Origin of the sequence: Microbacterium sp. UBA7513, from assembly GCF_002478345.1 — a bacterium.
Lineage (GTDB): Bacteria > Actinomycetota > Actinomycetes > Actinomycetales > Microbacteriaceae > Microbacterium.
On sequence record NZ_DLNJ01000034.1, the window covers coordinates 23777 to 47778 of the forward strand.

The following is a 24002-nucleotide window of genomic DNA, read 5'->3' on the forward strand; positions in this document are numbered from 1 at the left end:
ACGCGGCCGTGCCTACCATGTTGACGTGAACACGCCCGCATCCATGGAGGTCCCCACGGAGCGTCTCGGCGCCGGTGTCGTCAAGCGCCCGACCACCCTCGCCGACGGCCGCGACCTCATCTATTACGACGACCCGGACACCACTCTCGGTGCCGAGCGGTCGGTCGACGCCCGCACTCTGGCCCCGCGGCCGGACACAGCGACCATGCGGCTCGACGTGCTCACGGGCGACTGGATCACCGTCGCCGCCAACCGTCAGAACCGCGTCATGATGCCGGGAGCCGATGCCGACCCGCTCGCGCCGCAGACGCAGGGGAATCCGTCCGAGGTGCCGTCCCGGTACGACGTGGCCGTGTTCGAGAACCGCTCCCCCGCATTCGGCCCCGCCCTCGCCGAGCCGGTCGGCACCGCCCCCGGGGCGACGAACCCCCCGCGCGGCCTCGACGACCTCGCGGCCCTCGGACTCGGGCGCACCCGTACCGCGGTCGGCCGCTGCGAGGTCGTGTGCTTCAGCCCCGAGCACTCCGGCTCCTTCGGGACGCAGACCGTGACCCGCGCCCGCACCGTCATCGAGGCCTGGGCCGACCGCACCGCCGCCCTGTCCGCCCTCCCCGGCATCCAGCAGGTCTTCCCGTTCGAGAACCGCGGCGAGGCGATCGGCGTCACGCTCCCCCACCCGCACGGCCAGATCTACGCGTACCCCTACGTGACCCCGCGCACCGCCCGGGTGCTGGACGCGGTCGACCGCACCGCGCCCGACCTCTTCGCCCGCATCCTCGCCGAGGAGCAGGCGTCCGAGCGGGTGGTGTTCCGCGGCGAGCACTGGACGGCGTTCGTGCCCTTCGCGGCGCGGTGGCCGCTCGAGGTGCACCTCATGCCGCATCGGCACGTGCCCGACCTCGCCGAGACCACGGCGGAGGAGCGCGACGAGCTCGCCCCGCTCTACCTCCGCCTCCTCCGCGGTGTCGACGCGCTCTATGACAGCCCGACGCCGTACATCGCCGCCTGGCACCAGGCTCCGGTCGACGTCGGCCGCGACACCGTGCGCCTGCACCTGCAGCTCACGAGCCCGCGCCGCGCCGCCGACAAGCTCAAGTTCCTCGCAGGTTCCGAGGCCGCGATGTGGGCGTGGGCCGCCGAGGTCGCGCCCGAGCAGGGCGCCGCCCGACTCCGCGAAGCGATCGCCCGCACCGATCAGGAAGCTTCCGCATGACCTCCGCACACGACGCCGCCGTCGACCTCTTCACCGCCCTCACCGGACACGCGCCGGACGGCGTCTGGTCCGCCCCGGGCCGCGTGAACCTCATCGGCGAGCACACCGACTACAACGACGGCTTCGTGCTGCCGTTCGCGATCCCGCAGCGGACCGTCGCCGCGGTCGGTCGCCGCGCCGACGGTCGGCTCCGCGTCGCCTCGACCTTCGCGGACGAGCCGGTCGAGATCGCCCTCGACGACCTCGACCGCCTCTTCCCTACCCCGGCCGGCGCGGCACCCGCGGTGCCGGAGTGGGCCGCCTACCCGCTCGGCGTCGCCTGGGCCCTCCGCGCGGGCGCCCCCGCGACCGCGGTCTCCGGCCTGGACATCGCGATCGCCTCCGACGTCCCGGTCGGGGCCGGGCTCTCGTCGTCCGCCGCGATCGAGGGCGCGACGGCGACCGCGCTGGACGAGCTCTGGGGCACCGGCCTCGACGCCGTCGCCCTCGCCCGGATCGGACGGACGGCGGAGAACGATGCCGTCGGCGCGCCCACCGGGATCATGGACCAGATGGCCTCGATGCTCGGGGAGCCCGACTCCGCGATCTTCCTCGACTGCCGCTCGCTCACCGCCGACGTCGTGCCGCTGGGCATGGCCGACGCCGGCCTCGCGGTGCTCGTGATGGACACCCGCGTCACGCACGCGCACTCCACCGGCGGCTACCGGGAACGCCGCGCCGCGTGCGAGCGCGGGGCCGCGATCCTCGGGGTGCCCGCGCTGCGCGACGTCGCCGTGGCCGACCTCGCCCGCGCCGAGAGCCTGATGGACGACGTGACCTTCCGCCGCGTGCGCCACATCGTCACGGAGAACCAACGCGTGCAGGACACCGTGGCGACCCTGCGCACCGCGGGCGCCCGCGGCATCGGCGACCTCCTCGTCGCGTCCCACGCGTCGATGCGCGACGACTTCGAGATCTCGACGCCCGAACTCGACGCCGCCGTGGAGACCGCCCTCACCTCGGGAGCGGTGGGCGCGCGCATGACCGGCGGCGGGTTCGGCGGTGCCGCGATCGCCCTCGTCGACCGCGACGCCGTGCCCCACCTCGCCGACGCGGTACGGGCGCGGTTCGCCGCCGAGGGCTTCGACCCCCCGCACCTGTTCGAGGTCAGCCCGTCCGCAGGTCCGCGCCGCGACGCCTGACACAATGAAGGGTCGAGCCGCCACCGCCGCGGCAGAGGAGGAACGCATGTCCTGGATCGTCACCGGCGGCGCCGGCTACATCGGTGCCCACGTCGTCCGCGCTCTCGCGGAGGCCGGCCTCTCCCCCGTCGTGCTGGACGACCTCTCCAGCGGCGTGGCCTCGTTCGTGCCGGAGGGCGTGCCGTTCGTGCAGGGCAGCATCCTCGACCGCGCGCTCGTCGAGGACACGCTGCGCACCCACGAGGCGGACGGCGTGATCCACGTCGCGGGCTACAAGTACGCCGGCGTCTCGGTCCAACGCCCGCTGCACACCTACGCCCAGAACGTCGAGGGCACGCGGATCATCCTCGAGGCGATGGCGGCGGCGGGTGTCGCGAACATCGTCTTCTCGTCTTCGGCGGCCGTGTTCGGCACCCCGGACGTCTCCCTCGTCGTCGAGGACACCGCCAAGCGGCCCGCGAGCCCCTACGGCGAGTCGAAGCTCATCGGCGAATGGCTGCTCCGCGATCAGGCGACCGCCACCGCCGACTCCGACCGCCCACTGCGCCACACCTCGCTGCGGTACTTCAACGTCGTGGGCTCCGCCGACCCGACGGTCTACGACGTCAGCCCGCACAACCTCTTCCCGATCGTCTTCGAGGCGCTGATCGAGGGCCGCACCCCCAAGATCTTCGGCGACGACTACGACACCCCCGACGGCACGAACGTCCGCGACTACGTGCACGTCGGCGACATCGCCGCCGCCCACGTCGCCGCGGCGCAGCGCCTGGCCTCGGGCGCTGCGATCGAGCCCGCCTACAACCTCGGCTCCGGCGACGGCCTCAGCGTGAAGCAGATCATGGATGCGGTCGCCCGCGTCACCGGCATCGGCTTCACCCCGGAGATCGGCCCTCGCCGCCCCGGCGACCCGGATCGGATCGTGGCGACCGGCGAGCTCGCGGCCCGCGACCTCGACTGGACCATGCGCTACACGGTCGACGAGATGGTGCGCACGGGCTGGGAGGCCCGCCGCGCCGCCGCCGTCTGACACGCGGAGCTCTGGACGATCCGCACCGAAGTCCGGTCGATCTGAGCTGTTTCGTCCGCTCTCCTGCGGCAGAGTCGAGGGACACACCACGGGTGCCGCGCTCCGCTCGTCTACGGAGGCGGTATCCGCCGCCCTTCGAGAGATGGATACCGCCTCGTGCACGAACACACCGCCGGATACGACTACGCCGACCCCCGGATCCCGACATCGCCCGTCACCCTCGCCGACCTCGAGCGTCTGAAGGCCTCGGTCCTCTGGTCGAGCGCCGACGAGGAGGCCCTCCGCCGCGCCGGGGCCATCCTCGTGCCCCAGACCGAGGCCATCCTGGACGTCTGGTACGGCTTCGTGGGTGCGCACCCGCACCTCGTCGCCACGTTCGCCGGAGAAGACGGCACCCCGGATCCCGCCTACCTCGGAGCCGTCCGCCGCCGCTTCGCCCGGTGGATCGACGACCTGTGCAACCGTCCCTACGACGAGACGTGGCTCGCCTACCAGGAGGAGATCGGCCGACGCCATCACCCCAGCGGCAAGAACCGCACGGACGGCGTGGCGTCCACCTCGGCGTACATCCCCCTCCGCGATCTCATCGGCTTCATCACCCCGATCACGCTGACCATCCGCCCGTTCCTCAGGAACGGCGGCACCGGAGAGGATGATGTGCAGGAGATGCTCGACGCCTGGCTCAAGGCCGTCACCCTCACGGTCGCGCTGTGGGCGCGTCCGTACAGCACCGAGCTCTGGTGAGCACTCGGGGCGGCCCGGCCGCAGGGTCGCCCCCTGTTCTCCCTTCCGCGACGCTCAGACGTCCTGTCCACGGAGCGGGGAGAGCCAGAAGCACAGCCATCCGACGGCGGTGAAGGCCAGGGGAATGACCGCGAGCATGAGCCGGATGCCGCCGTCGACGGCCTCCGGCTGCGCGTCGCCGAGCTCGGCGTCGAAGCCGGTCGCGGTCAGCACGGCCGCGGCGACGATCGCCTGGAGGACGACGGAGCCGCGGACGACGAAGCCGTTCACGCCGAAGTAGGCGCCCTCGCGGCGGTGGCCCGTGCGGTGCGCATCGTCGTCGATGATCTGGGCGAGCACGACCTCGAGGAGCTGCAGCAGCCCGCCGACGCCGACCCCCACCGCGATCCCGACGAGAGCCGCCGCCCCCACGGACGTCGGGAGGAGGTAGCCGAGCACCGCGACCCCGAAGACCGCGACGCTCCACAGCAGCGCCGTGCGCGGGGAGGTACGCCGGACCACCGCGCTCCACAGCACGATCGACGGGATCGCGGTGAGGAAGATGGCGCCGAGCAGCAGGCTCCCCTCGCCCTCGGCCGCCCCCAGCGAGTAGCGGACGTAGAACGGGACGGCGGCGAGGATCACGGCGATCGAGGTCTGCACGCAGAGCGAGCCCAGCACGTACGGCACGAAGGCGCGGTTGCGGAACGTGTAGACGAGCTGGTCCCGCCAGCGCATCGCCTCGGAGGCGGCCTCTGGCACTCGGCGCTCGATCATCCCGCCGAGGAACGACCAGGTGAGCAGCACGAGACAGACGCCGGACAGCACGAGCGCCATCCCCGGCCAGCCGATCGCGTCGTAGAGCGCGGGGGCGCCGGCCGTGCCGAGGACCATGCCGAGGATCGCGAAGATCTGCCGCGGCACGTTCCCGCGGGCGCGCTCCTCCGTGGTGCGGAATATCTCCGGGAACAGCGCGGAGATGTTCAGCACCACCACGACGAACGCGATGTCGTACACCGCGACGACTACGAGGAACCACACGATGAGCCCGGCCGCCGGGAGCGCGGGCGGCATCCAGACGAGGGCGAAGGCCACGACGAGCGGCACGATACCGAGCCCGATCCACGGGATGCGGCGGCCCCACGGCGTGCGGATCCGGTCGGAGAGCGCTCCGACGACCGGGTTGAGCGCTGCGTTGAGGATGCCGTGTGCGATCATCGCGGCCGCCACCCACCCGGCGGGGACGGCGAGGTGCGAGACGTAGAAGTACACGACGAACGCCGAGAACGTCTGCGTCATCAGCTGCGTCGGGAACCCCGAGGCCCCGAAGGCGATGGTCTGGGAGCGGGTGGGAGCGGCGTCGAGACGGCGGTCGCGCAGCCGTTCGCCGAGCGCCGTCACCGGGCGTCTCCGCGCTGCAGCTCCCGTAGCGCGCGCCAGCCGACGCGGACCAGGCCCTCCTCGGCGATCGTCTGCTGCACGAGCGGGTCGTCGAGCAGCCGCAGCTCATAGCCGCGTTTGGCCGCCGCGAAGTCCACCGCGGCGCGCAGCTCCTCGCCATCGGCCATCGGGTGCAGGTAGATCTCGGTGACCCCGGGCGGGACGGCGCGCAGCACCGCGAGGAAGCCGTCTCGGACCTGCTCGTACGACTCCTCGTCCGCGGTGCCCTCGCCGCGCAGCTCGAACGGATGCGTCCACAGCCGGTCGACGATCTCCACCCCGAACGCATCGGCCACCGCCGCGGCTTCGGTGAGCTTCGCCTGCAGCATCGGATCGGCGTCCGCCCCCTCCATCTCGCGGGGCAGGCGGAAGGGGAGGCCCTGTCGGGCGGCGAGCTCGAAGACGGCGCGCAGGAAGTCACGGCCGGTCAGCAGCCCGTAGACGGAGCCCATGTGGTTGTCGAGGTGGGTCACGTCGACACCGGCATCGAGCGCGGTCTGCAGCTGGGCGGCGATCTCGGCCGCGACGTCCGCTTCGGAGGCGTGCTGCTCCACCGTCGCGACGTCGGCGGGGAAGAAGCCGTCGGCGTCGACGAGGGTCGAGGCCCCAGTGAGCGGACGCCACCGGTACCGACGCCACTCGCTCGTGAGCACGAGGTGCACGCCCACGTCGAGGTCCGGGTGCGCGGCAGCGAAAGCGAGCGCTTCCGGGGACCAGGCGCAGGGCACCATCACCGTCGCCGAGTCGATCCGTTCGCGGAGGAGGAGTCCCGAGATCGCGGCGTTCGCGGCATGGCACATCCCGAAGTCGTCGGCGTTGAGGATGACCGCCCTGGCACCGGACGGCAGTCCGAGTCGGTCGGCGAGGGCGGAGGAGGCGGTCATGGCGTGTCCTGTCGGGGGGCGGTCAGCGGCTGGCGGCGGCTGCGCGGGAGGGGGTGAGGATCCGGGTGAAGACGTCGGCACGGAGCGCGGAGGCCGCCTCGCCCACGGCTCCGACGAGCGGAGCCTCCGGCCCGAACGCCGAGGCGAGGAAGCGGAGCGGCAGCTGCGCGGAGAACTCGTCCGCGACGCGCTCGATCGCGTCCAGGAGCGCCGGGTGCACCGCCTCCCCGCCGAGGATGAAGGCCTCGGGATCGAGCACGAGCGCGACGCTGCCCGCCGCGAGGAAGAGCCGCCGTCCGATCTCGGCGACGAGGGCCTGCGCCGCCTCGTCGCCGTGCCGCGCCGCCTCCAGGTGGGCGAGGAACGGCGCGTCGACATCCAGTCCGAGGCCGAGGGCGAGGTCGCGCACCACCGTGGCGCCCGCGACGGGGGCGCCGATGGGCACCGGCGTCTGCGGGAGGTACATGACCTCGCCCGCCACACCGGAGAACCCGCGATGCAGCGTCCCGTCGATCACGATGCCGGCCCCGAGGTCGTCGTCGAGCAGCAGGAGCGCGAAGCTCGCGAGGTCGATGCCGACGCCGGTGGTCGACTCGGCGAGCGCGGCGAGGTTGACGTCGTTCTCGACGCGGACCGGGCAGTCGAGGGCGGCCACGAGAGCCGAGCGGAAGGCGCCGCCGTCCGGTCCCTGGTCGTCGCGGATCGCGCCGTCGGCGGCGACGATGCCCGGCACTCCGACGACGGCGAGGTGGAGCGCGCCCTTCACGGACCGGCGGCAGGCCGCGACGAGGGCGGCGATGTGCGCGACGCGGTCTTCGCCCGCGGGGAAGGCGCCGTGCCGCTCGGCCCTGACGGCGCCGGTCGCGTCGACGAGGACGACGTGGGCCGCGTGATGGTCCACGTGGACCGCTGCCGCGAAGCCGAGGGCCGGGTGCAGCGCGACGCGGCCGGCCGCCGGTCCGCGGGTGTCGCGGTCGACCCCGGCTGCGGTGACAGCTCCCGCGGCATCGAGCATCCGCAGCACCTGGGTCACGGCCGTGCGGGAGAGGCCGGTCGCCGCCATGAGCTCGGACCGGGTCTGCGGTCCGCTCCGGGCCAGGCGCTCCAGGATCGCGCGGCCGTTGAGTGTACGGAGCAGGGTCTGCGGTCCTGCGAGGGGTCGTGACATGCGGCGGAACCTCTGGGGTCGATTCTCGTGCGGAGTCGGTGCCCGCCAGCCTGCCACATCGCGTCGCACCCGTCGACCCGTCCTCTCCGGCTGTGTCGCCTGCACGACCCGGGCACGGTTGCAGGACGGAACACGGGTTTGGGTCCCACAGACGTACCCAGGTCGTGCAGGTGTGACCCGGTGACCGGAGGAGGAAGGGACGGGAGGTGTCGGAAGGACGTCGGCGGGCGTGCATAGAGTGGAGGGATGACGCCCCTGGTGATCCGAGACGCCGTCGCCGACGATGCCGAGGCCGTGGCGAGAGTGCACGTGCGGTCGTGGCAGGCGGCCTACGAGGGCCTCATCGACCAGGAGGTGCTGGACGGGCTGTCCGTCTCGGAGCGCGCCGACGGGTGGCGCCGCATCTTCGCCGACCCGCTGCCCACGAGCCTCGGAACCCTGGTGGCCGAGCGCGACGGCACCGTCGTCGGCTGGGCGTCGTCCGGCTCCGGCCGCGACCCCGACGGACTGGACGACGCGGAGCTGTACGGCATCTACGCCGATCCCACCGCGTGGTCGACGGGCGCGGGGCACGCCCTCCTCGACGCCGCCGAGCAGCGCATGATCGACGCCGGCCACACCCGCGCCTACCTCTGGGTCCTCGACGGCAACGACCGCGCCGACGGCTTCTACGCCCGGCACGGGTGGGAGCTCGACGGGGCCACGAAGATCGACCAACGCCCGCAGTTCACGCTCCGGGAGCACCGCCGCGTCAAGCACCTCGCCCCGCGCTGAGCGGTCCCGTCGTCAGTCCAGCGCGCTCATCACGTGCTTGATCCGGGTGTAGTCGTCGAAGCCGTACTGCGACAGGTCCTTCCCGTATCCGGAGTGCTTGAACCCGCCGTGCGGCATGTCCGACACGAACGGGATGTGGGTGTTGATCCACACGCACCCGAAGTCGAGATCGCGGGAGAAGCGCATGGCGCGGGCATGATCCCGGGTCCACACCGACGCGGCGAGCGCGTACGGCACGTCGTTCGCCATCGCGAGGGCCTCCTCCTCGGTGTCGAAGGCCTGGACGGTGAGCACGGGACCGAAGATCTCCCCCTGCACGACCTCGTCGTCCTGCTGCACGCCGGTCACGACGGTCGCCTCCCAGAAGTAGTCACGGTCGCCCTGCCGCGCCCCGCCCGTCGCGACGGTCGCATGCGCGGGAAGCCGGTCGACGAAGCCCTGCACCTGCGCGAGCTGGGCCGCGCTGCTCAGCGGCCCGTACAGCACGCCCTCTTCGTCCGGCGCCCCGGTCCTCGCGTGCGTGCGGGTCCGCTCCACCAGTGCGGCGACGAGTTCGTCGTGCACCGACGCGTGCACGAGCACCCGGGTCGCCGCGGTGCAGTCCTGACCCGCGTTGAAGAAGGCACCGGTGACGATGCCCTCGACCGCCTTCTCGATCGACGCGTCAGGGAAGACGATCGCGGGCGCCTTGCCGCCGAGCTCCAGGTGCACGCGCTTGACGTCGTCGGCCGCGGAGCGGGCCACGGCCATGCCCGCCCGCACCGAGCCGGTGATGGCCACCATCTGCGGCGTCGGATGCTCGACGAGGGCCGCTCCGGTCTCGCGATCGCCGAGAACGATGTTGAGGGTGCCGGCGGGGGTGTGCGCGGCGACGATCTCGGCGAGCAGCAGCGTGGTGAGCGGCGTGGACTCCGCCGGCTTCAGCACGACGGCGTTGCCGGCCGCGAGCGCGGGAGCGATCTTCCACACCGCCATGTTCAGGGGGTAGTTCCACGGCGTCACCTGCCCGACCACGCCGATCGGCTCCCGGCGCACGAAGGAGGTGTGCCCGGGGAGGTACTCCGCGGCGGCTCGACCCTCGAGGCTCCGCGCGGCGCCGGCGAAGAACCGCAGCTGGTCCACCGACTGGAGGATCTCGTCCGCGACGAGCGTCGCCCTCGGCTTGCCGGTGTCCTTCGATTCGAGGTCGGCGAACTCCTCGGCCCGCGCGGCCATGTCCTCGGCGATGCGGAACAGCGCGAGCTGGCGCGCGGACGGTGGGGTGTCCCGCCAGATCGGGAATGCCGCCGCGGCCGCGGCGTACGCGGCATCCACGTCGGTGCGGTCGGAGATCGGGATCGCGCCGTAGGCTTCCTCCGTCACCGGATCGATGAGGGGCAGGCGGCCGCTCCCGGCTGCCGTGACGGCGCGGCCGCCGATGAAGTTCTGCAGGGGCACGGTCGTCGACGACGGTGAGGACATAGCGCCATGGTAGCCATCCGGACGCGGAATCTGTAGCTTTTCGGCCAGCGATCGACGGATTCAGTTGCGCAGGGCCCATCGGAATGTCACGATCGGTACATGAGTCCGAAGACGCCTCCCCCCGCCCTCGACGATATCTCGAAGCGCATCGTCGAACTGCTGCAGGAGGACGGGCGGCGTCCCTATGCGGAGATCGCCCGCGAGGTGGGGCTCAGCGAGGCCGCGGCCCGCCAGCGGGTGCAGCGGCTGACCGAATCGGGCCTGATCCAGATCGTCGCGGTGACCGACCCGCTGCAGCTCGGCTTCCACCGCATGTCGATGATCGGCATCCGGGTGTCCGGCGACCCCCGCGCGATCGCGGAGGAGCTCACGGCGATCCCCGAGCTCGCGTACGTCGTCGTCACCCTCGGGACGTTCGACATCCTCGTCGAGGCGGTGTGCGAGGACGACGACCACCTGCTCGACCTCATCGCCACCCGCATCCGCACCATCCCCGGCATCATCCAGACGGAGAGCCTGCTCTACGCCGGCCTCTACAAAGACCTCTACAACTGGGGAACGCGCTGACGCGCTCCCCTCGCATCGGAGTGAACATGGGCACCACGGTCTTCGAACGCCGGCGTCCTCCGCAGTCCGTCATCGACGACGCCCTGCGCGACACGGCCCTGTCGGTCTTCTGGCTCGACGACGTCGAGCGCCCCGCCCATCCGCCGCTGCGCGGCACCGCGCACACGGACCTCGTGGTCGTCGGCGGCGGCTACACCGGACTCTGGACGGCCGTGCGCGCGAAGGAGCGGGATCCGGAGCGGAAGGTGGTCCTCCTGGAGGCGTCCCGCGTGGCCTGGGCGGCGTCCGGGCGCAACGGCGGCTTCTGCGAGTCCAGCCTCACCCACGGCCACGAGAACGGCGTGAACCGCTGGCCCGAGGAGATCGACCGGCTGGAGGAGCTGGGCCACGAGAACCTCGACGGCATCGCCGAAACCGTGCGGCGGTACGACATGGATGCCGAGTTCGAACGGACGGGCCAGCTCGCGGTCGCCGTGGAGCCGCATCAGGTCGAGTGGCTGCGCGAGGAGGAGGGCTTCCTCGACCGGGAGGCGGTGCAGGCGGAGGTGCACTCCCCCACGTTCCTCGCCGGCGCGTGGGACCGGGAGGGCAGCGCCCTCGTGCACCCCGCGAAGCTGGGCCTGGAGCTCGCTCGGGTGGCCGTCGAGCTCGGCGTGGAGATCCACGAGCACAGCCTCGTCCGGCGGATCGAGGGCGCGGACTCCGGTCCGGTGACCCTCGTCACGGAGCACGGCCGGGTGACCGCCGATGCCGTGGCGCTCGCGACGAACGTGTTCCCCTCGCTCCTGAAGCGCAACCGCCTCATGACGGTGCCCGTGTACGACTACGTGTTGATGACGGAGCCGCTGTCGGCGGAGCAGCTCGCGTCCATCGGCTGGCGGAACCGCCAGGGACTCGCCGACAGCGCCAACCAGTTCCACTACTACCGGCTCACCGCCGACGACCGGATCCTGTTCGGCGGCTACGACGCGGTCTACCACTTCGGCGGCAAGGTGCGCCCCGCCTACGAGGACCGGATGGAGAGCCACCGGCGGCTGGCCTCGCACTTCTTCACCACCTTCCCGCAGCTCGCCGGCCTCCGCTTCACGCACCGCTGGGCCGGCGCGATCGACTCGTCGAGCCGGTTCTGCGCGTTCTTCGGCACCGCCCGCGGCGGCCGGGTCGCCTACGCCACAGGGTTCACCGGCCTCGGGGTCGGCGCCGCCCGGTTCGCCGCCGACGTCATGCTCGACAAACTCGCCGGCGAGGAGACCGAGCGCACGCAGCTGCGGATGGTGCGCGAGAAGCCGATCCCGTTCCCGCCGGAGCCGGCCGCGTCCGTCGGCATCAACCTCGTCCGCGCCGCGATGGACAAGGCCGACCACAACGAGGGGCGCCGCAACCTGTTCCTGAAGACGCTCGACGCCCTCGGCATGGGCTTCGACTCGTGACCGCGCTCGCCCCGGGGGCCGTCGTCGACGCCGGACGCCTCGCGCTGACGCACACCCCGCTGCCCGACGAGGACGTCCGCGACGGCGCGCCGACCACGGCATACACGGTGCTCGACGACGCAGGCGGCATCGAGATCGGCGTCTGGGAGATGACGCCGGGCACCGCGGAGGACGTCGAGGAGGACGAGGTGTTCGTCGTGCTCTCCGGTCGCGCGACCGTGACGTTCACCGCGCCCGCGCTCCCTCCGGTGGAGCTCGGCCCCGGGTCCGTGATGCGGCTCACAGCCGGCATGCGGACGGTCTGGACGGTGAGTGAGGCCCTGCGGAAGGTCTCGATCGGGATCTGACGCCTCCGCCGAGCGCGTCCCGTTCAGGCCCGACGGACCTCCGCGTGCGGGATGCGCTCGGCCATGACCCGCACCGCCTCCGGGTTGTCGTCCACGAGCACCGCCTCCCGACCGAGCGCGGAGGCCACGGCTCCGGTCGTGCCGCTGCCCGCGAAGAGGTCGAGCACCCGGTCACCCGGCCGGCTCGACGCGGTCACGATACGCCGCAGGACGCCTTCCGGCTTCTGCGTCGGATAGCCCGTCTTCTCGCGTCCGGTGGTCGGGACGATCGTGTGCCACCACACGTCGGTCGGGAGCTTGCCGCGTGCGGCCTTCTCCGCGGTCACCAGGCCCGGCGCCATGTACGGCTCCCGGTCGACGTCGTCGGAGTTGAACACGTACGTCCGCGGGTTCTTCACGTACACCAGGATCGTGTCGTGCTTGGTGGGCCACCGCCGCCGGGACTTCGCGCCGTAGTCGTACGCCCAGATGAGCTCGTTGAGGAAGCAGTCCCGGCCGAACACCGCGTCGAGCATGACCTTCGCGTAGTGCGCCTCGCGGTAGTCCAGGTGCAGGTACAGGGTGCCGTCGTCGGCGAGCAGCCGCCAGGCCTCTTCCAGCCGCGGCATGAGGAAGGCGCCGTAGTCGTCGAAGCTGTCGTCGTACGCGCGCAGCATGCCGCGCACCCGCTCATACCGGTGCCCGTGGAAGCCGTGTCGCACCTCGGGCCCGCCGACCGCGTGTTCAGAACTCAGGAGATCCGACGCGCTTTCGGCCGGTTGGGGGCTGCACCCGTCCGGATCCGCCGATTCTTCCGGAGTTGTGAACGTGCGGCGGGCGGTGACCACCTGCCGCTCCCGCACCCGCCCGGTGTTGAAGGGCGGGTCGAGGTAGACGAGTGTGAAGGATGCGGACGGCAGAGTCGCTGCGACCGCGAGGTTGTCCCCCTCGATCACCGACACCCGCCCCCGGCCCTGGGCCCCCGAGCCTGTCGAAGGGCGTGAGCTTGTCGAACGGCTCACGGAACCCGGTGCAGCCACGCGTCGGTCGAGAACTTCGACTCCACCAGCGCCTGGGCATCGGCGTACTCGTCCGGCGTGATGCCGCCGTCCTCGGCGGAGGTGAGCGAGCGGAACGTGTCCTTGAAGCGCTCGATGATCTCGGCGCGCTCCAGCCCGGTCTGGCTCCGCAGCGGGTCGACGCGCTTGGCCGCCGAGGTCGTGCCCTTGTCGCTGAGCTTCTCGCGGCCGATCCGCAGCACCTCGGTCATCATCTGGCCGTCGATGTCGTAGGAGAGGGTGGCGTGGTGCAGCACACCCCCGTTCGCGAGGCGCTTCTGCGCGGCGCCGCCGATCTTGCCGGTCGGGCTCGCGATGTCGTTGAGCGGCTGGTAGACGGCGTCGATGCCGAGCGACCGGAGCGCCTGCAGCACCCAGTCGTCGAGGAACGCGTAGGAGTCGGCGAAGGTCATGCCCGCCACGAGCGAGGCCGGCACGTAGAGCGAGTAGGTGATGATCTGCCCCGCGGCCATGAGCATCGCACCGCCGCCCGAGATGCGGCGGACGACGTCGAAGCCGTGCTTCGCGGCGCCCTCGGGGTCGACCTCGTTGCGGTACGACTGGAAGGAGCCGATGACGACGGCCGACTCGTCCCATTCCCAGATGCGCAGCGTCGGACGCCGACGCCCCTCGCCGACGCGGGAGGTGAGCACCTCGTCGAGGGCGAGGTTCATGCGCGGCGAGACCGCCTTCTCATGGACGATCTCCCAGTCGAAGTCGCGCCACCCCGGTGCGGTGACCAGCGCGCGACGCACGGCGGTGCCCACGGCCTCGGGGCTGAAGCCGAGCAGCTGCGCCCCCTCGGGAAGGGCGCCGCGGACGGCAGCGGCGATGGCCGTGGCGTCGGACTCGGCGGGGAGTCCCTCGACGGCCGCGTTGATGTCGTCGAGCGCGGAGTCCGGTTCGAGGAAGAAGTCCCCGGCGAGCCGGAACCGCGCGATCCGGTCGTTCTCGACCTCGAGGTCGACGACGACGAGCTTGCCCCCAGGAACCTTGTATTCTCCGTGCACGGATCCAGCTTAAGGCGCGTGCTGCCGCCGTGGTCAGCCGCCGAGCACGACCACCCGCTCCCCGGCCCTGATCGGTGTGGAGTAGCGGTTGCCGGGTGTGGGCAGGGGGCAGATGAACTGGTCGGAGAAGGCGCACGGCGGCAGATACGCCCGGTTGAAGTCGATCACGGCGGACCCGTCGGCAGCGGGCTCGTCGACCGGGAGGAACCGGAACCGGTACGTCTCCAGCCCGTTCGTCCCGTCCGCGAAGACCGCGCTCAGCGCTCCGCTCCCGCCGCGGGTGACCGTGAGCTCATGCGGGGCACCGGCGAGCTCGAACCGCAGGCGCCCGGCGATCGGGGTCTCGCGCTCCTCGCCGTCCACCGCCGTGACGACGATCCGCTCGTCCGGCGCGGACTCGAACGTGGCCGGGATCCGCCATCGTTCGTCGGGGGCGTAGGCGTCGATCGCCGTGAACCACTCCCGCTGTGGACGGGCGGGGTTCCAGACGCGGAGCGCCAGCAGTCCGTTGCGGTCGAACACACGCAGCTCCCGCCGCCCGAGACGCAGGGTCTGGGTGCCGCGGAGGGTGACGACCGACCCCGACGGTCCGAGTTCGCTGCCCCGGATGCCGCCGTCCCCGGTGAGGGCCCAGAGCCCGGGCACGCCGTCGACCGCCGCGGGCTCGGTGATCAGCCAGTTCGTCGACTCCAGCGCGGACGGCCCGTACTCCGACCCCGCATAGCGCTCGCGCGCCGCATGCCACTCGTGCCAGTCCGTCAGGAAGCTCATCGCCGCGGGCCCTCCCCCTCGCTCGTGCGGATGTGCCCCGAATCTAGGGCTGCCCCCGTCGCCCGCGATCCCCGTCCGTCACACGCCTTCACCCCGCGTCATCCCGCGTCACAGTCCCCCGCCCCGTCCCTCCTTCCGGTGCGGGATCAAAACCGCACCCCCCATCCCGTCCCCAGCCCGTTCCTGATCCCGCCACCGCGCGGTCCTCCGGGACGCGCACGCTCCGAACTCACCACGACCGCCCGATCAGCGACGCGACCACCGGCGTACCCGCTCACCGCGTGTGTTCGAGAACGCTCTTCCGCCGCCCGCCCCAGGTCCGGAAATGATCCCGCGAGATGGCCGGCGGCACGAAAGTGATCCCGCGAGATGGCCGGAGGCGCGAAAGTGATCCCGGAGCGGGTGAGGCGCGAGTGATCCCGACGATGCGCGCGGGCGCCAACGCACCAGCTCACCGTGCGCGTTCGAAAACGTCCTTTCGCAGCCCGCCCCAGGCCCGAAAATGATCCCGCGAGATGGCCGGCGGCACGAAAGTGATCCCGCGGGATGGCCGGAGGCGCGAAAGCGATCCCGATACGCCGCCGCGGACGCCGCCTCCTCGACGCACGCCGACGCCCGCACACTCCTCGCGAGTGCAAGAACGCGCCTCTGGGACGTGTTCCGGGAACCAAAGTGATCCCGCGGGAGCGGCGGAAGGGGCGAAAGTGATCCCGGACCGGAACTGGACCTGGACCCGGAACGGGCCGGAACGGGACGGAACGGGCCGGGGCGGGGGTCAGCGGGCGGGGATGTGGGCGTCGAGCCACGCGAGCACGTCGGCGCGCACCTCGTCCTGCTGAAGCTCCTGGAAGATCTCGTGCCGGGCGTCGGGGTAGACGAGGGTCGTGACGTCAGTGAGCCCGGAGCGTCGGCGGTACGCGTCGGCGAGCTTGTGGACACTGCGGGGACCGCCGACCGGATCGTCACGGCCGACGAGGAGAAGCATCGGAACGTCGCGCGCGAGGTGCTTCGCCGGACGCCCGTAGAGTCGCGCCGCGTCGAGCAGGCCGAAGAGTTTGAGCAGCGGCACCCCCGTCGTGAGCGGGTCCTCCTCGAACGCCTTCCACACCGCGGGGTCGCGGCTCAGCCACTCGTATCCGGTCGCGTCGTCGGCAGCCCACGCGGCGTTCAGCGGCGCCGGGTTCAGGGAGCGGGGCGTCCGCAGCGCCGAGCCGGACAGGATGACCGCATCGAAGGCCTCCGCGTGCTCGTTCACCAGCATCTGCGCGAGGAACGACCCCCACGAGTGCCCGAGGAGCACGAGCGGGAGGTCGGGATTCTCGTCACGGATGATGCCGGTCAGCTGCCAGACCGCGTCCTTGGCCGCCCGGAGTCCGCCGGGGCCGAGCCGTCCGAGCCGGGCGGGGTCGCCGTGCTGGCGCATACCGGTGCGTCCGTGCCCGCGATGGTCGTCGGCATAGACGGTGAGCCCGGCTCCGGTGAGCGCGGCGATCAGCGCCGGATACCGTCCCGCGTGCTCGCCCACCCCGTGCAGGAGCTGGACGACGCCGCGGGGCGTGCCCTCCGCCGGGTGGACGTCGTAGACGATGGCGATGCCGTGGCTGTCGGTGTACTCGCGGGTCTCGGTCATGATCCTGCCTTACCGGTCGGTCTCCGCGAGGGCGCCGCGGATGGCGTCGCGGATGGCGAAGGCGATGTCGCAATCCGTCACCTCGTAGCCGCCGACCCCGTCGGAGGCGGAGCCCATGCGCACGCCGCCGTCTTCGGTCACGGCCCGCTTCGCGGAGAAGTGGAGGGCGTCCACACCGGCCCGGGCGAGCACCGGAGCGCTCGCGACGTCGACGCCGCTGCCGGCCATCACCTCGATCTGCCCCTCGGCTGCGGCGACCAGCGCGCGCAGGGTGTCGATGCCGTCGATCGCGGCGGACGCCCCTCCGGAGGTGAGCACGCGCCGGAGCCCGAGCTCCCTCGCAGCCCGCAGGGTCGCCACCGGGTCGGCGGTCACGTCGATCGCGCGGTGCAGCGTCGCCGGAGCTCCCCCGGCCGCATCCCGGAGCCGCGCCATGGCGTCGCGATCCAGCTGCCCCTCGCCGTCGAGCGCGCCGATCACCACTCCTGCGGCCCCCGCCGCGACCGCGTGCCGCACGTCTCGTTCGGCGACGGCCAGCTCGTCGGCGCTGTAGTGGAAGCCGCCGGCGCGCGGACGGATGAGGACGTGCACCTCGGGGCCCTTCACCCCCGCGGCTTCGAGCGCGAGCTCCAGGGTGGCCGGCGACGGGGTGAGCCCACCCAGCGCGAGGGCCGTGGCGAGTTCGACGCGCGCGGCGCCGACCTCAGCGGCGATGCGCACTCCGGCGGGATCCTGGACGGCGATTTCGAGGGGGATGGTTCGGGTCACCCCTCCATTGTGCCCGGTGCCCCGCCCCTGGCCGCCCCCGGGCCAGAAATATTAGATAGACTAACTAAGTATGTCTGCGTCCGATGATTCCCTGCACCTCACCGCCACAGACCTCCGCATGGCCACGTTCCGGCTCGCCCGCCGGCTCCGCTGCGCCCGTGCCGCCGACATGATGAGCGACACCCAGCTCGCCGTCCTCGCCGACCTCCGCATGAACGGTCGGCGCACGATCTCCACCCTCGCCGAGCGCGAGCGCGTGACCGCCCCCTCGATGACGAGCATCGTGAACGGCCTGGAGGCGCAGGGCTATGTCGCCCGCACCCCTGACGAGGACGACCGCCGCCGCGTGCAGGTGGACATCACCCCCGCCGGGGTCGAGATCGTCGTCGAGACCATCCGCCGCCGCGACGTGCTGCTGGCCGACATGCTCCGCGAGGTCGACTACACCGAAGCGGAGCTGGCGACGCTGCGAGAAGCGAGCGCCCTGATGCGGAGGGTGGTGGAGCGATGAGCGCCATGTTCCGCTCCTTCGCGAACATCAACTACCGGATCTGGTTCGCCGGAGCCCTCGTGTCGAACGTCGGCGGGTGGATGCAGGCCACCGCACAGGACTGGGTCGTGCTGACCGAGCTCACCGACAACGACGCGACCGCGATGGGCGTCACCATGGCGCTGCAGTTCGGCCCGCCCCTGGTGCTCGTGAGCCTGACCGGCTGGGTCGCGGATCGCTTCGACCGGCGGAGGATCCTCCTGACCACGCAGGCCGCGCTCCTCGCCCTCGCGATCGCCGTGGGCTCCCTGCTGCTCGCCGGGGTGATGACCCTGCCGATGATGTTCGCGTTCGCCCTCGGATTCGGCATCGTCAACGCCTTCGACGCCCCCGCGCGACAGGCCTTCGTGTCGGACATGGTGTCCGCCACGGAGACCTCCAACGCCGTGGCGCTCAACTCCGCCTCCTTCAACCTCGCCCGCATGATCGGCCCCGCGGTCGGCGGCCTGCTCATCGTCGCGATCGGCTCCGGCTGGGTGTTCATCGTCAACGCCGCGACCTTCCTCGCCATGATCGTCGCGCTGCTGCTCATGCGCACGCACCTGCTCGCGCCGCGTCCGAAGAACCGCAGTACCGGTGGTCTCGCCGAGGGCTTCCGCTACGTCTGGGCGCGCAGCGACCTCAAGGTCGTGTTCGTGACGGTGTTCCTCATCGGCGCGTTCGGCATGAACTTCCCGATCTTCGCCTCGACCATGGCGCTGGAGTTCGGAGCCGGCGCCGACGGGTACGGGGTGCTGAGCTCGGTGCTCGCGATCGGGTCCCTGATCGGCGCCCTCCTCGCCGCGCGTCGGGACCGGGCGAGGGTGCGCGTGGTGATCCTCGCGGCGGGCGGCTTCGGGATCGCGGCCTTCGTCTCGGCCGCGATGCCCACGTACCTCTCCTATGCCGTCACGCTCACGTTCACCGGCTTCATGATCGTGACGCTGCTCACGACCGCGAACGGCTACGTGCAGATCACGACCGATCCGGCACTGCGCGGCCGCGTGCTCGCCCTCTATATGGCGGTCATCATGGGGTCGACTCCGGTCGGCGCGCCGATCGCCGGCTGGGTCGCCGACGCGTTCGGTCCTCGTGCCGCCATCATGCTCGGCGGCACCGCCGGCTTCATCGCGTGCGCGATCGGCGCGACCTGGGTGCTGACGTCGGGGAGGCTGCGCCGTGAGGAGAGCAGCCGCTTCCGGCTGACGCTCGACGAGACCCGGCCGCTGCGGGTCGTGCAGCCGGTCGAGCCGGTCGACTACACGGAGAAGGCGGCGGCCACCACGCCCATCCGCCTCCCGCGCCGCGACGGCGAGTGAGCTGCGAAGGCGTTTGTCAACGCCTTCCTCATCTCGGCCCGACGGTCGTAGCGTCGGGTCATGGACGAGAACATGAGCACCCCGCACCCGCAGGATCCGGCCGAAGGCGCTCCCGGCGTCGACGTCCCTGACGAGAACTCCGGCCAGGGCGACGGCACCGGCGGCGCGATCCAGGGCGACAGCTCCCGCGGCGAGTCGACCGGCGGCGCCATCCAGGGCAGCTCCGGCCCCGGCCACCCCGCTCCGCTGGGCGGCGACGAGAACACCGAGGACGAGCTCGCGGCCGACAACGCCGCCGAGGAGGACACCCTCCGCACGCTCGACCCCGACTCCCCGCCGGCCTGATCCGTCGACCCACCCCCTTTGAGACGCGCCACCCCCTTGCGAACGTTCGCAAGGGGGTGGCTCGTGCAGAAGGGGGTGGGTCGGGCGCGGTCAGGCGTCGAGTACCACCTTGAGCTGCTCGACGGCCCAGTCGAGCTCGGTCGCCCGGATGACGAGCGGCGGGGCGATGCGGATGGTCTGCCCGTGCGTGTCCTTCACGAGCACACCCCGGTCGAGCAGCTTCTCCGCGACCTCCCGGCCGGTGCCGACGGCCGGATCGATGTCGACGCCCGCCCACAGCCCGGCGATGCGCACCTCCGTGACGCCGTGGCCGATCAGCGGCTGCAGCGCCTGCTCGAGGTGGGCACCGAGCGCCCGCGCACGCTCCTGGAACTCGCCCGTCTGCAGCATCTCCACCACGCGGAGGCCGACGGCCGCCGCGAGCGGGTTGCCGCCGAACGTGGAGCCGTGCTCCCCGGGGCGGATCACGCCCAGCACATCCGTGTTCCCCACCACGGCCGAGACCGGCAGGATGCCGCCGCCGAGCGCCTTGCCCAGCAGATACAGGTCCGGCACGACGCCCTCGCGGTCGCACGCGAACGTCTCGCCGACACGCCCGAGGCCGGCCTGGATCTCGTCGGCGATGAACAGCACGTTCTTCTCGTCGCAGATCTCGCGGATGCGGCGCAGGTACCCCTCCGGCGGGATCACGACCCCGGCCTCGCCCTGGATCGGCTCCACGAGCACGCCCGCCGTGTCCTCCGTGATGGCCGCGGCGATCGCCTCCGCGTCACCGAACGGCACGCGGTCGAAGCCCGGCGTGTAGGGGCCGAAGTCGTCGTGCGCGGTCTCGTCGTCGCTGAAGCTCACGATCGTCGTCGTGCGGCCGTGGAAGTTGCCCTTCGCCACGACGATCCGCGCCTTCCCCTCGGGGATGCCCTTCACGCGATAGCCCCAGGCCCTGGCGACCTTGATGCCGGTCTCCACCGCCTCGGCACCCGTGTTCATCGGCAGCACGAGCTCCTTGCCGCAAAGCTCGGCGAGGGCGGCGGCGAACGGCTCCAGGGTGTCGCTCTGGAACGCCCGGCTGACGAGCGTGACCCGACCGAGCTGCTCGGTCAGCGCCGCGACGAGCGCGGGGTGACGGTGCCCGAAGTTGACCGCGGAGTAGGCCGCGAGCAGGTCGAGGTAGCGCTTGCCCTCGACATCGGTGACCCACGCCCCCTCGCCGCGCGCGATCATCACGGGCAGCGGGTGGTAGTTGTGCGCGACGTGCGGCTCCGCGACCTCGCGGGTCGCTGAGCTCGTCGAAGCGCCCGCCGCCTGCTCGATCGTCACTTCGCACCCCGCAGCTCGAGCGTGCAGCACTTGATCCCGCCGCCGCCGAGGAGGAGCTCGGAGAGGTCGACGGTGATCGGGTTGTACCCGCGCTCCCGGAGCTGCTGCTCGAAGCCCTTCGCCCGCGGCGAGATGATGACGTTGTAGCCGTCGCTCGAGGAGTTCAGGCCGAACACTGCGCCGTCCTCGTCCGACACGAGGATCGCGTCCGGGAAGCGCTTCTCCAGCTCGGCACGGCTGGCGTCGTCGAAGGCCCCGGGGAGGTAGGCGATGTTCGCCCGCTCGGGGCCGCCGTTCTCCACGCCCTGCACGGGGTCGAGCACCGCGATCGCGGTGTCGAGGTGGTAGAAGCGGGGGTCGGTGAGGTTCAGCGACACGACCTCGCGGCCGAAGACCTCGCCGACCTCGCGGTGGCTGTCACCGGTGGAGCGGAAGCCCGTGCCCGCAAGGATCACATCGCCGACGAGCAGGAAGTCGCCCTCGCCCTCGTTGACCTCCTTCGGCATGACCGTGTCGTAGCCGGCGGCGCGGAACCAGTCGGCGAAGGCCGGAGCCTCGCCCTGGCGCTCGACGAACCGGAACTCCGGCACGTAGGCGCGACCGTCGATGAGGAAGCCGCCGTTGGCCGTGTAGACCATGTCCGGGTAGCCGGGGAGCGGATCGATGAGCTCGACCTCGTGACCGAGCTCGAGGTACAGGTCATAGAGCTTCTGCCACTGGGCGACGGCGTTGGCGGTATCGGTCGGCCGCGACGGCTCCATCCACGGATTGATGGAGTAGTTCACCGTGAAGTGCTCGGGACGGCACATCAGGTAGTGGCGGCGGTGCGCGGTGCGCGTGGGGGCGGTGGTGACGGCGGTCTCCGGCGTCGACATGGATGCTCCTCGTGTGAACGGGCGCGGCGGACGCTGTCCAGGGGCCCGGCGGTCCTTCGACCCCCTGCTCGGACGAGGCGGAGGGGAAGATGCGACTCGGGCACGCCGGTGACCATTGTGCCACCGGACCCTGGGCGCCACCAGCATCCGTCCCGTGTCGCCCTCAGCCCTCGCGCTGCGTCACCACGACCTTGCCGACCGTGTGCCCGGCTTCGACGTGCGCGAGCGCGGACACGGCCTCGTCGAACGGGTACGTGCGCTCGATCACCGGAACCAGATGCCCCTCCTCCACGAGCTCGAGCAGCTTCGTGAGGACCTCGGGGCGCGAGGTCGCCGTGAGCGACACCACCCGGGGTCCGCGGAGCGAGAGCACGGCGGCGCGGATCATCCGCGGCACAGGGCCGAGCACGCGTCCGCCGTCGCCGGTCACGAGCACCACGCGGCCACCCGGACGGACGAGGCGCTGCAGCTCGCGGATCGGCACACCTCCCGCGATGTCGATGACGGCATCGAACCGCGAGGAGGGCAGGTGCGTGAGCGGAGACGTGCGGTGGTCGAGCGTGCGCACGGCTCCGAGACGCTCCATCAGGAGGGCGTTGCGCGCGCCGCACGTCGCCCAGACCTCGGCCCCGCGGAGCGCCGCGAGCTGCACGGCGAAGGTCCCCACGCCGCCGGACGCCCCGATCACGAGGACCCGCTGCGCACGGTGCCGCAACCCCACTCCGGCGGCATCGAGCGCCTGCCACGCGGTGCCTCCGGCGATCGGCAGACAGGCCGCCGCCTCGGGTGTCACATCCGGGGGCACGGGCACGACACGGTCGGCCGCGATGCGTGCGTGGGAGGCGAGGCCGCCGCCGCCCTGCAGCTCCCCGACGACGAGTTCGCCGAGCTCGGCGTTCACCACGTCGGCGCCGACCGCCACGACGGTGCCGGCGACGTCGAGCCCGCGCACCGGGTGCTTGGGGCGAGTGAGCCCGAAGAACGGCCGGACCAGCAGCGGGTCGCCGAGGAGCAGCCGCACGTCGCCGGCGTTGAGGGCGGTGGCCTGCACGCGCAGCACGACCTCGCCTCGATGCGGCTCGGGGACGGGCTGGCGGGTCAGTGTTGTCCCGGCGGCCGGGCCGTACGTCTCGCGGGTCCAGGCGGGCATCGTCTCGGTCATGTGGCACCTCCGGGGTCGGTCGGATACGCGAACAGGTCGTCGAGCCCGACCCCGAAGGCCCGGGCGATCTGGAACGCGAGCTCGAGTGTCGGCGAGTACTTCTGCTGTTCGATCGCGATGAGGGTCTGTCTGGTGACCCCGATCGTGCGGGCGAGCTCGGCCTGCGTGAGTCCGGCACGCTCGCGATGGGCCCGGATGGTGTTGGAGACGAGGGTGGGCTTGACCATCAGCGCAGCCCCCGCCGGTACGCGACGGCCCGGGCGACACCGCCGACGACGGCCGCCACGAGGAACCCGGCGAACATGGTGTTCGCGATCCAGAACACGTCGGCGCCGAGACCGCAGAGGACGATGACGCCGAGACCGGCGATCGTGACGAAGGCCTGCTCCACGCGGGAACCCATCCGGCCGATGTCCCGGTCGCGGATGTCGGAGCGGCCGATGCCCTCCGGATCGGACATCCCCGCGATGATGCCCCAGAGGACACTGAGCACGATCGTCGCGACGATGCCCCCGCCGATCGTCCAGAGCATCAGCGGGAACCAGTCCGTGGCGGTGAGCGGTCCGCCGCCGGCCTGCTGCAGCAGCAGCACGACGTAGACGACCGCGACGATCGGGCTGACGATGAGCCCGGCCCAGACGTTGCGCTCCTCGTAGACCATGCGAATCTCCTCGTGTCAAAAATTCTTGACACGAGGATACGTCTGCACTCCCGCGCGTGTCAAGAATCTTTTACACCGCCTCCCGTAGCCCCTGGCCCCGTCCCGCGCCGCGGGATCACTAACGCCCCTCCCCAGGCCCCCGAGGGCACCTTTTCGATCCCGCGTCCCAGGAACCTCCCACCCCAATCCCGCACACCCACCGCAGGCGGGATCGAAAACGCACCCCCGTCGTTCCGGAGGAGCGCCTTTTCGCCCCCGTACCGAGGCGGAGCCCGGCCATCCCCGGAAGGCGGGATCGAAAACGCACCCCCATCGCTCCGGAGCGGCACCTTTTTGCACCCGCACCGAAACCCGCGCGGCACC

At 71.9% G+C, this 24002-nt stretch carries 25 protein-coding genes; 11 read left to right on the forward strand and 14 right to left on the reverse strand.

The genetic code is table 11. The features are described 5' to 3' along the window. Window positions 1-43: 43 nt before the first annotated feature. From galT to B2W79_RS16445, 4 genes are all read left to right on the forward strand, one after another. On the forward strand, window positions 44-1213 hold the full coding sequence (gene galT / locus B2W79_RS16430) for a galactose-1-phosphate uridylyltransferase (protein ID WP_292791467.1): 1170 nt from the start codon (window positions 44-46) through the stop codon (window positions 1211-1213). Next, window positions 1210-2394, forward strand: coding sequence for a galactokinase (gene galK / locus B2W79_RS16435; protein WP_292791406.1), 1185 nt, complete (start codon window positions 1210-1212; stop codon window positions 2392-2394). The genes galT and galK overlap by 4 nt, the downstream gene beginning before the upstream one ends. Before the next feature lie 46 nt (window positions 2395-2440). Further along, entirely contained in the window at window positions 2441-3421 is a 981-nt protein-coding gene (galE, locus tag B2W79_RS16440; protein ID WP_292791409.1) for a UDP-glucose 4-epimerase GalE, read from the forward strand. A 156-nt stretch (window positions 3422-3577) separates the two neighbouring features. After that, window positions 3578-4165 carry a protoglobin domain-containing protein gene (locus B2W79_RS16445; protein ID WP_071329923.1) on the forward strand — a complete coding sequence of 196 codons (588 nt, stop codon included), beginning with the start codon at window positions 3578-3580 and terminating at the stop codon, window positions 4163-4165. A gap of 54 nt (window positions 4166-4219) precedes the next feature. On the opposite strand, the gene B2W79_RS16450 is transcribed toward B2W79_RS16445, so the two are convergent. From B2W79_RS16450 to B2W79_RS16460, 3 genes are read right to left on the reverse strand one after another with little or no spacing between them, the layout of a single operon-like run. Continuing rightward, window positions 4220-5545: an MFS transporter gene (locus tag B2W79_RS16450; RefSeq protein WP_292791413.1), complete on the reverse strand. Its 1326-nt coding sequence runs from the start codon at window positions 5543-5545 to the stop codon at window positions 4220-4222. After that, a complete protein-coding gene (locus tag B2W79_RS16455) occupies window positions 5542-6468 on the reverse strand; it encodes a polysaccharide deacetylase family protein (protein ID WP_292791415.1) in 927 nt (308 codons plus the stop codon). The genes B2W79_RS16450 and B2W79_RS16455 overlap by 4 nt, the downstream gene beginning before the upstream one ends. 22 nt (window positions 6469-6490) lie before the next feature. Continuing rightward, window positions 6491-7636, reverse strand: coding sequence for an ROK family protein (locus tag B2W79_RS16460; RefSeq protein WP_292791418.1), 1146 nt, complete (start codon window positions 7634-7636; stop codon window positions 6491-6493). A 246-nt stretch (window positions 7637-7882) separates the two neighbouring features. On the opposite strand from B2W79_RS16460, the gene B2W79_RS16465 reads away from it, so the two are divergent. Further along, window positions 7883-8410, forward strand: a complete 528-nt coding sequence (locus B2W79_RS16465; RefSeq protein WP_292791420.1) for a GNAT family N-acetyltransferase — start codon at window positions 7883-7885, stop codon at window positions 8408-8410. Between the two features lie 12 nt (window positions 8411-8422). Here B2W79_RS16465 and B2W79_RS16470 read toward each other — a convergent pair whose 3' ends face one another. Beyond that, window positions 8423-9871, reverse strand: coding sequence for a gamma-aminobutyraldehyde dehydrogenase (locus tag B2W79_RS16470; protein WP_292791423.1), 1449 nt, complete (start codon window positions 9869-9871; stop codon window positions 8423-8425). A gap of 99 nt (window positions 9872-9970) precedes the next feature. Here B2W79_RS16470 and B2W79_RS16475 point away from each other — a divergent pair, with 99 nt between their 5' ends. Genes B2W79_RS16475 through B2W79_RS16485 form a run of 3 tightly spaced genes read left to right on the forward strand, consistent with a single transcriptional unit; the run spans window position 9971 to window position 12215 of the window. Continuing rightward, window positions 9971-10438: an Lrp/AsnC family transcriptional regulator gene (locus B2W79_RS16475; RefSeq protein ID WP_025105441.1), complete on the forward strand. Its 468-nt coding sequence runs from the start codon at window positions 9971-9973 to the stop codon at window positions 10436-10438. A gap of 26 nt (window positions 10439-10464) precedes the next feature. Then, entirely contained in the window at window positions 10465-11868 is a 1404-nt protein-coding gene (locus B2W79_RS16480; protein ID WP_292791426.1) for an NAD(P)/FAD-dependent oxidoreductase, read from the forward strand. Continuing rightward, window positions 11865-12215 (forward strand): cupin domain-containing protein, encoded by a 351-nt coding sequence (locus B2W79_RS16485; protein WP_292791429.1) that lies wholly within the window; start codon window positions 11865-11867, stop codon window positions 12213-12215. The genes B2W79_RS16480 and B2W79_RS16485 overlap by 4 nt, the downstream gene beginning before the upstream one ends. A gap of 23 nt (window positions 12216-12238) precedes the next feature. Here B2W79_RS16485 and B2W79_RS16490 read toward each other — a convergent pair whose 3' ends face one another. The 5 genes from B2W79_RS16490 to B2W79_RS16510 all read right to left on the reverse strand — a co-directional run bounded on the left by B2W79_RS16490 (window position 12239) and on the right by B2W79_RS16510 (window position 17431). Next, the gene (locus B2W79_RS16490) at window positions 12239-13156 is read right to left on the reverse strand and encodes a DNA-methyltransferase (RefSeq protein ID WP_292791431.1); all 918 of its coding nucleotides are present in this window, start codon (window positions 13154-13156) and stop codon (window positions 12239-12241) included. A 56-nt stretch (window positions 13157-13212) separates the two neighbouring features. Continuing rightward, window positions 13213-14262, reverse strand: coding sequence for a lipoate--protein ligase family protein (locus tag B2W79_RS16495; protein WP_025105437.1), 1050 nt, complete (start codon window positions 14260-14262; stop codon window positions 13213-13215). 33 nt (window positions 14263-14295) lie between these two features. Then, window positions 14296-15033 carry a DUF1684 domain-containing protein gene (locus B2W79_RS16500; protein WP_292791434.1) on the reverse strand — a complete coding sequence of 246 codons (738 nt, stop codon included), beginning with the start codon at window positions 15031-15033 and terminating at the stop codon, window positions 14296-14298. A gap of 775 nt (window positions 15034-15808) precedes the next feature. Next, the gene (locus tag B2W79_RS16505) at window positions 15809-16663 is read right to left on the reverse strand and encodes an alpha/beta fold hydrolase (protein WP_292791437.1); all 855 of its coding nucleotides are present in this window, start codon (window positions 16661-16663) and stop codon (window positions 15809-15811) included. 9 nt (window positions 16664-16672) lie between these two features. Next, on the reverse strand, window positions 16673-17431 hold the full coding sequence (locus B2W79_RS16510; protein ID WP_292791440.1) for a copper homeostasis protein CutC: 759 nt from the start codon (window positions 17429-17431) through the stop codon (window positions 16673-16675). 70 nt (window positions 17432-17501) lie between these two features. Between B2W79_RS16510 and B2W79_RS16515 the strand changes: the two genes are divergently transcribed. The 3 genes from B2W79_RS16515 to B2W79_RS16525 are packed head-to-tail and all read left to right on the forward strand — an operon-like array spanning window position 17502 to window position 19624. Next, window positions 17502-17942: a MarR family winged helix-turn-helix transcriptional regulator gene (locus tag B2W79_RS16515; protein WP_292791443.1), complete on the forward strand. Its 441-nt coding sequence runs from the start codon at window positions 17502-17504 to the stop codon at window positions 17940-17942. Between the two features lie 5 nt (window positions 17943-17947). Then, on the forward strand, window positions 17948-19279 hold the full coding sequence (locus tag B2W79_RS16520) for an MFS transporter (protein WP_292791470.1): 1332 nt from the start codon (window positions 17948-17950) through the stop codon (window positions 19277-19279). A 60-nt stretch (window positions 19280-19339) separates the two neighbouring features. Continuing rightward, on the forward strand, window positions 19340-19624 hold the full coding sequence (locus B2W79_RS16525) for a hypothetical protein (RefSeq protein ID WP_071329912.1): 285 nt from the start codon (window positions 19340-19342) through the stop codon (window positions 19622-19624). 90 nt (window positions 19625-19714) lie between these two features. On the opposite strand, the gene rocD is transcribed toward B2W79_RS16525, so the two are convergent. The 5 genes from rocD to B2W79_RS16550 form a co-directional block, all read right to left on the reverse strand. Next, window positions 19715-20941, reverse strand: a complete 1227-nt coding sequence (rocD, locus tag B2W79_RS16530) for an ornithine--oxo-acid transaminase (protein ID WP_396654766.1) — start codon at window positions 20939-20941, stop codon at window positions 19715-19717. Then, entirely contained in the window at window positions 20938-21816 is an 879-nt protein-coding gene (ddaH, locus tag B2W79_RS16535) for a dimethylargininase (protein WP_071329911.1), read from the reverse strand. The genes rocD and ddaH overlap by 4 nt, the downstream gene beginning before the upstream one ends. A gap of 163 nt (window positions 21817-21979) precedes the next feature. Then, on the reverse strand, window positions 21980-22978 hold the full coding sequence (locus B2W79_RS16540; protein ID WP_292791449.1) for an NAD(P)-dependent alcohol dehydrogenase: 999 nt from the start codon (window positions 22976-22978) through the stop codon (window positions 21980-21982). Further along, complete coding sequence (locus tag B2W79_RS16545) at window positions 22975-23205, reverse strand: helix-turn-helix transcriptional regulator (protein WP_292791452.1); 231 nt, start codon at window positions 23203-23205, stop codon at window positions 22975-22977. Before B2W79_RS16545 ends, B2W79_RS16540 begins: the two co-directional genes overlap by 4 nt. Next, window positions 23205-23639 carry a hypothetical protein gene (locus B2W79_RS16550; RefSeq protein ID WP_071329908.1) on the reverse strand — a complete coding sequence of 145 codons (435 nt, stop codon included), beginning with the start codon at window positions 23637-23639 and terminating at the stop codon, window positions 23205-23207. Before B2W79_RS16550 ends, B2W79_RS16545 begins: the two co-directional genes overlap by 1 nt. Window positions 23640-24002: the final 363 nt, after the last annotated feature.

Coding starts and splice junctions, on each gene's coding strand:
- galT (WP_292791467.1), top strand. CDS start 44: ATGGAGGTCCCCACGGAGCGTCTCGGCGCCGGTGTCGTCAAGCGCCCG.
- galK (WP_292791406.1), top strand. CDS start 1,210: ATGACCTCCGCACACGACGCCGCCGTCGACCTCTTCACCGCCCTCACC.
- galE (WP_292791409.1), top strand. CDS start 2,441: ATGTCCTGGATCGTCACCGGCGGCGCCGGCTACATCGGTGCCCACGTC.
- B2W79_RS16455 (WP_292791415.1), bottom strand. CDS start 6,468: ATGACCGCCTCCTCCGCCCTCGCCGACCGACTCGGACTGCCGTCCGGT.
- B2W79_RS16460 (WP_292791418.1), bottom strand. CDS start 7,636: ATGTCACGACCCCTCGCAGGACCGCAGACCCTGCTCCGTACACTCAAC.
- B2W79_RS16465 (WP_292791420.1), top strand. CDS start 7,883: ATGACGCCCCTGGTGATCCGAGACGCCGTCGCCGACGATGCCGAGGCC.
- B2W79_RS16470 (WP_292791423.1), bottom strand. CDS start 9,871: ATGTCCTCACCGTCGTCGACGACCGTGCCCCTGCAGAACTTCATCGGC.
- B2W79_RS16475 (WP_025105441.1), top strand. CDS start 9,971: ATGAGTCCGAAGACGCCTCCCCCCGCCCTCGACGATATCTCGAAGCGC.
- B2W79_RS16480 (WP_292791426.1), top strand. CDS start 10,465: ATGGGCACCACGGTCTTCGAACGCCGGCGTCCTCCGCAGTCCGTCATC.
- B2W79_RS16500 (WP_292791434.1), bottom strand. CDS start 15,033: ATGAGCTTCCTGACGGACTGGCACGAGTGGCATGCGGCGCGCGAGCGC.
- B2W79_RS16505 (WP_292791437.1), bottom strand. CDS start 16,663: ATGACCGAGACCCGCGAGTACACCGACAGCCACGGCATCGCCATCGTC.
- B2W79_RS16515 (WP_292791443.1), top strand. CDS start 17,502: ATGTCTGCGTCCGATGATTCCCTGCACCTCACCGCCACAGACCTCCGC.
- B2W79_RS16520 (WP_292791470.1), top strand. CDS start 17,948: ATGTTCCGCTCCTTCGCGAACATCAACTACCGGATCTGGTTCGCCGGA.
- B2W79_RS16525 (WP_071329912.1), top strand. CDS start 19,340: ATGGACGAGAACATGAGCACCCCGCACCCGCAGGATCCGGCCGAAGGC.
- ddaH (WP_071329911.1), bottom strand. CDS start 21,816: ATGTCGACGCCGGAGACCGCCGTCACCACCGCCCCCACGCGCACCGCG.
- B2W79_RS16540 (WP_292791449.1), bottom strand. CDS start 22,978: ATGACCGAGACGATGCCCGCCTGGACCCGCGAGACGTACGGCCCGGCC.
- B2W79_RS16545 (WP_292791452.1), bottom strand. CDS start 23,205: ATGGTCAAGCCCACCCTCGTCTCCAACACCATCCGGGCCCATCGCGAG.
- B2W79_RS16550 (WP_071329908.1), bottom strand. CDS start 23,639: ATGGTCTACGAGGAGCGCAACGTCTGGGCCGGGCTCATCGTCAGCCCG.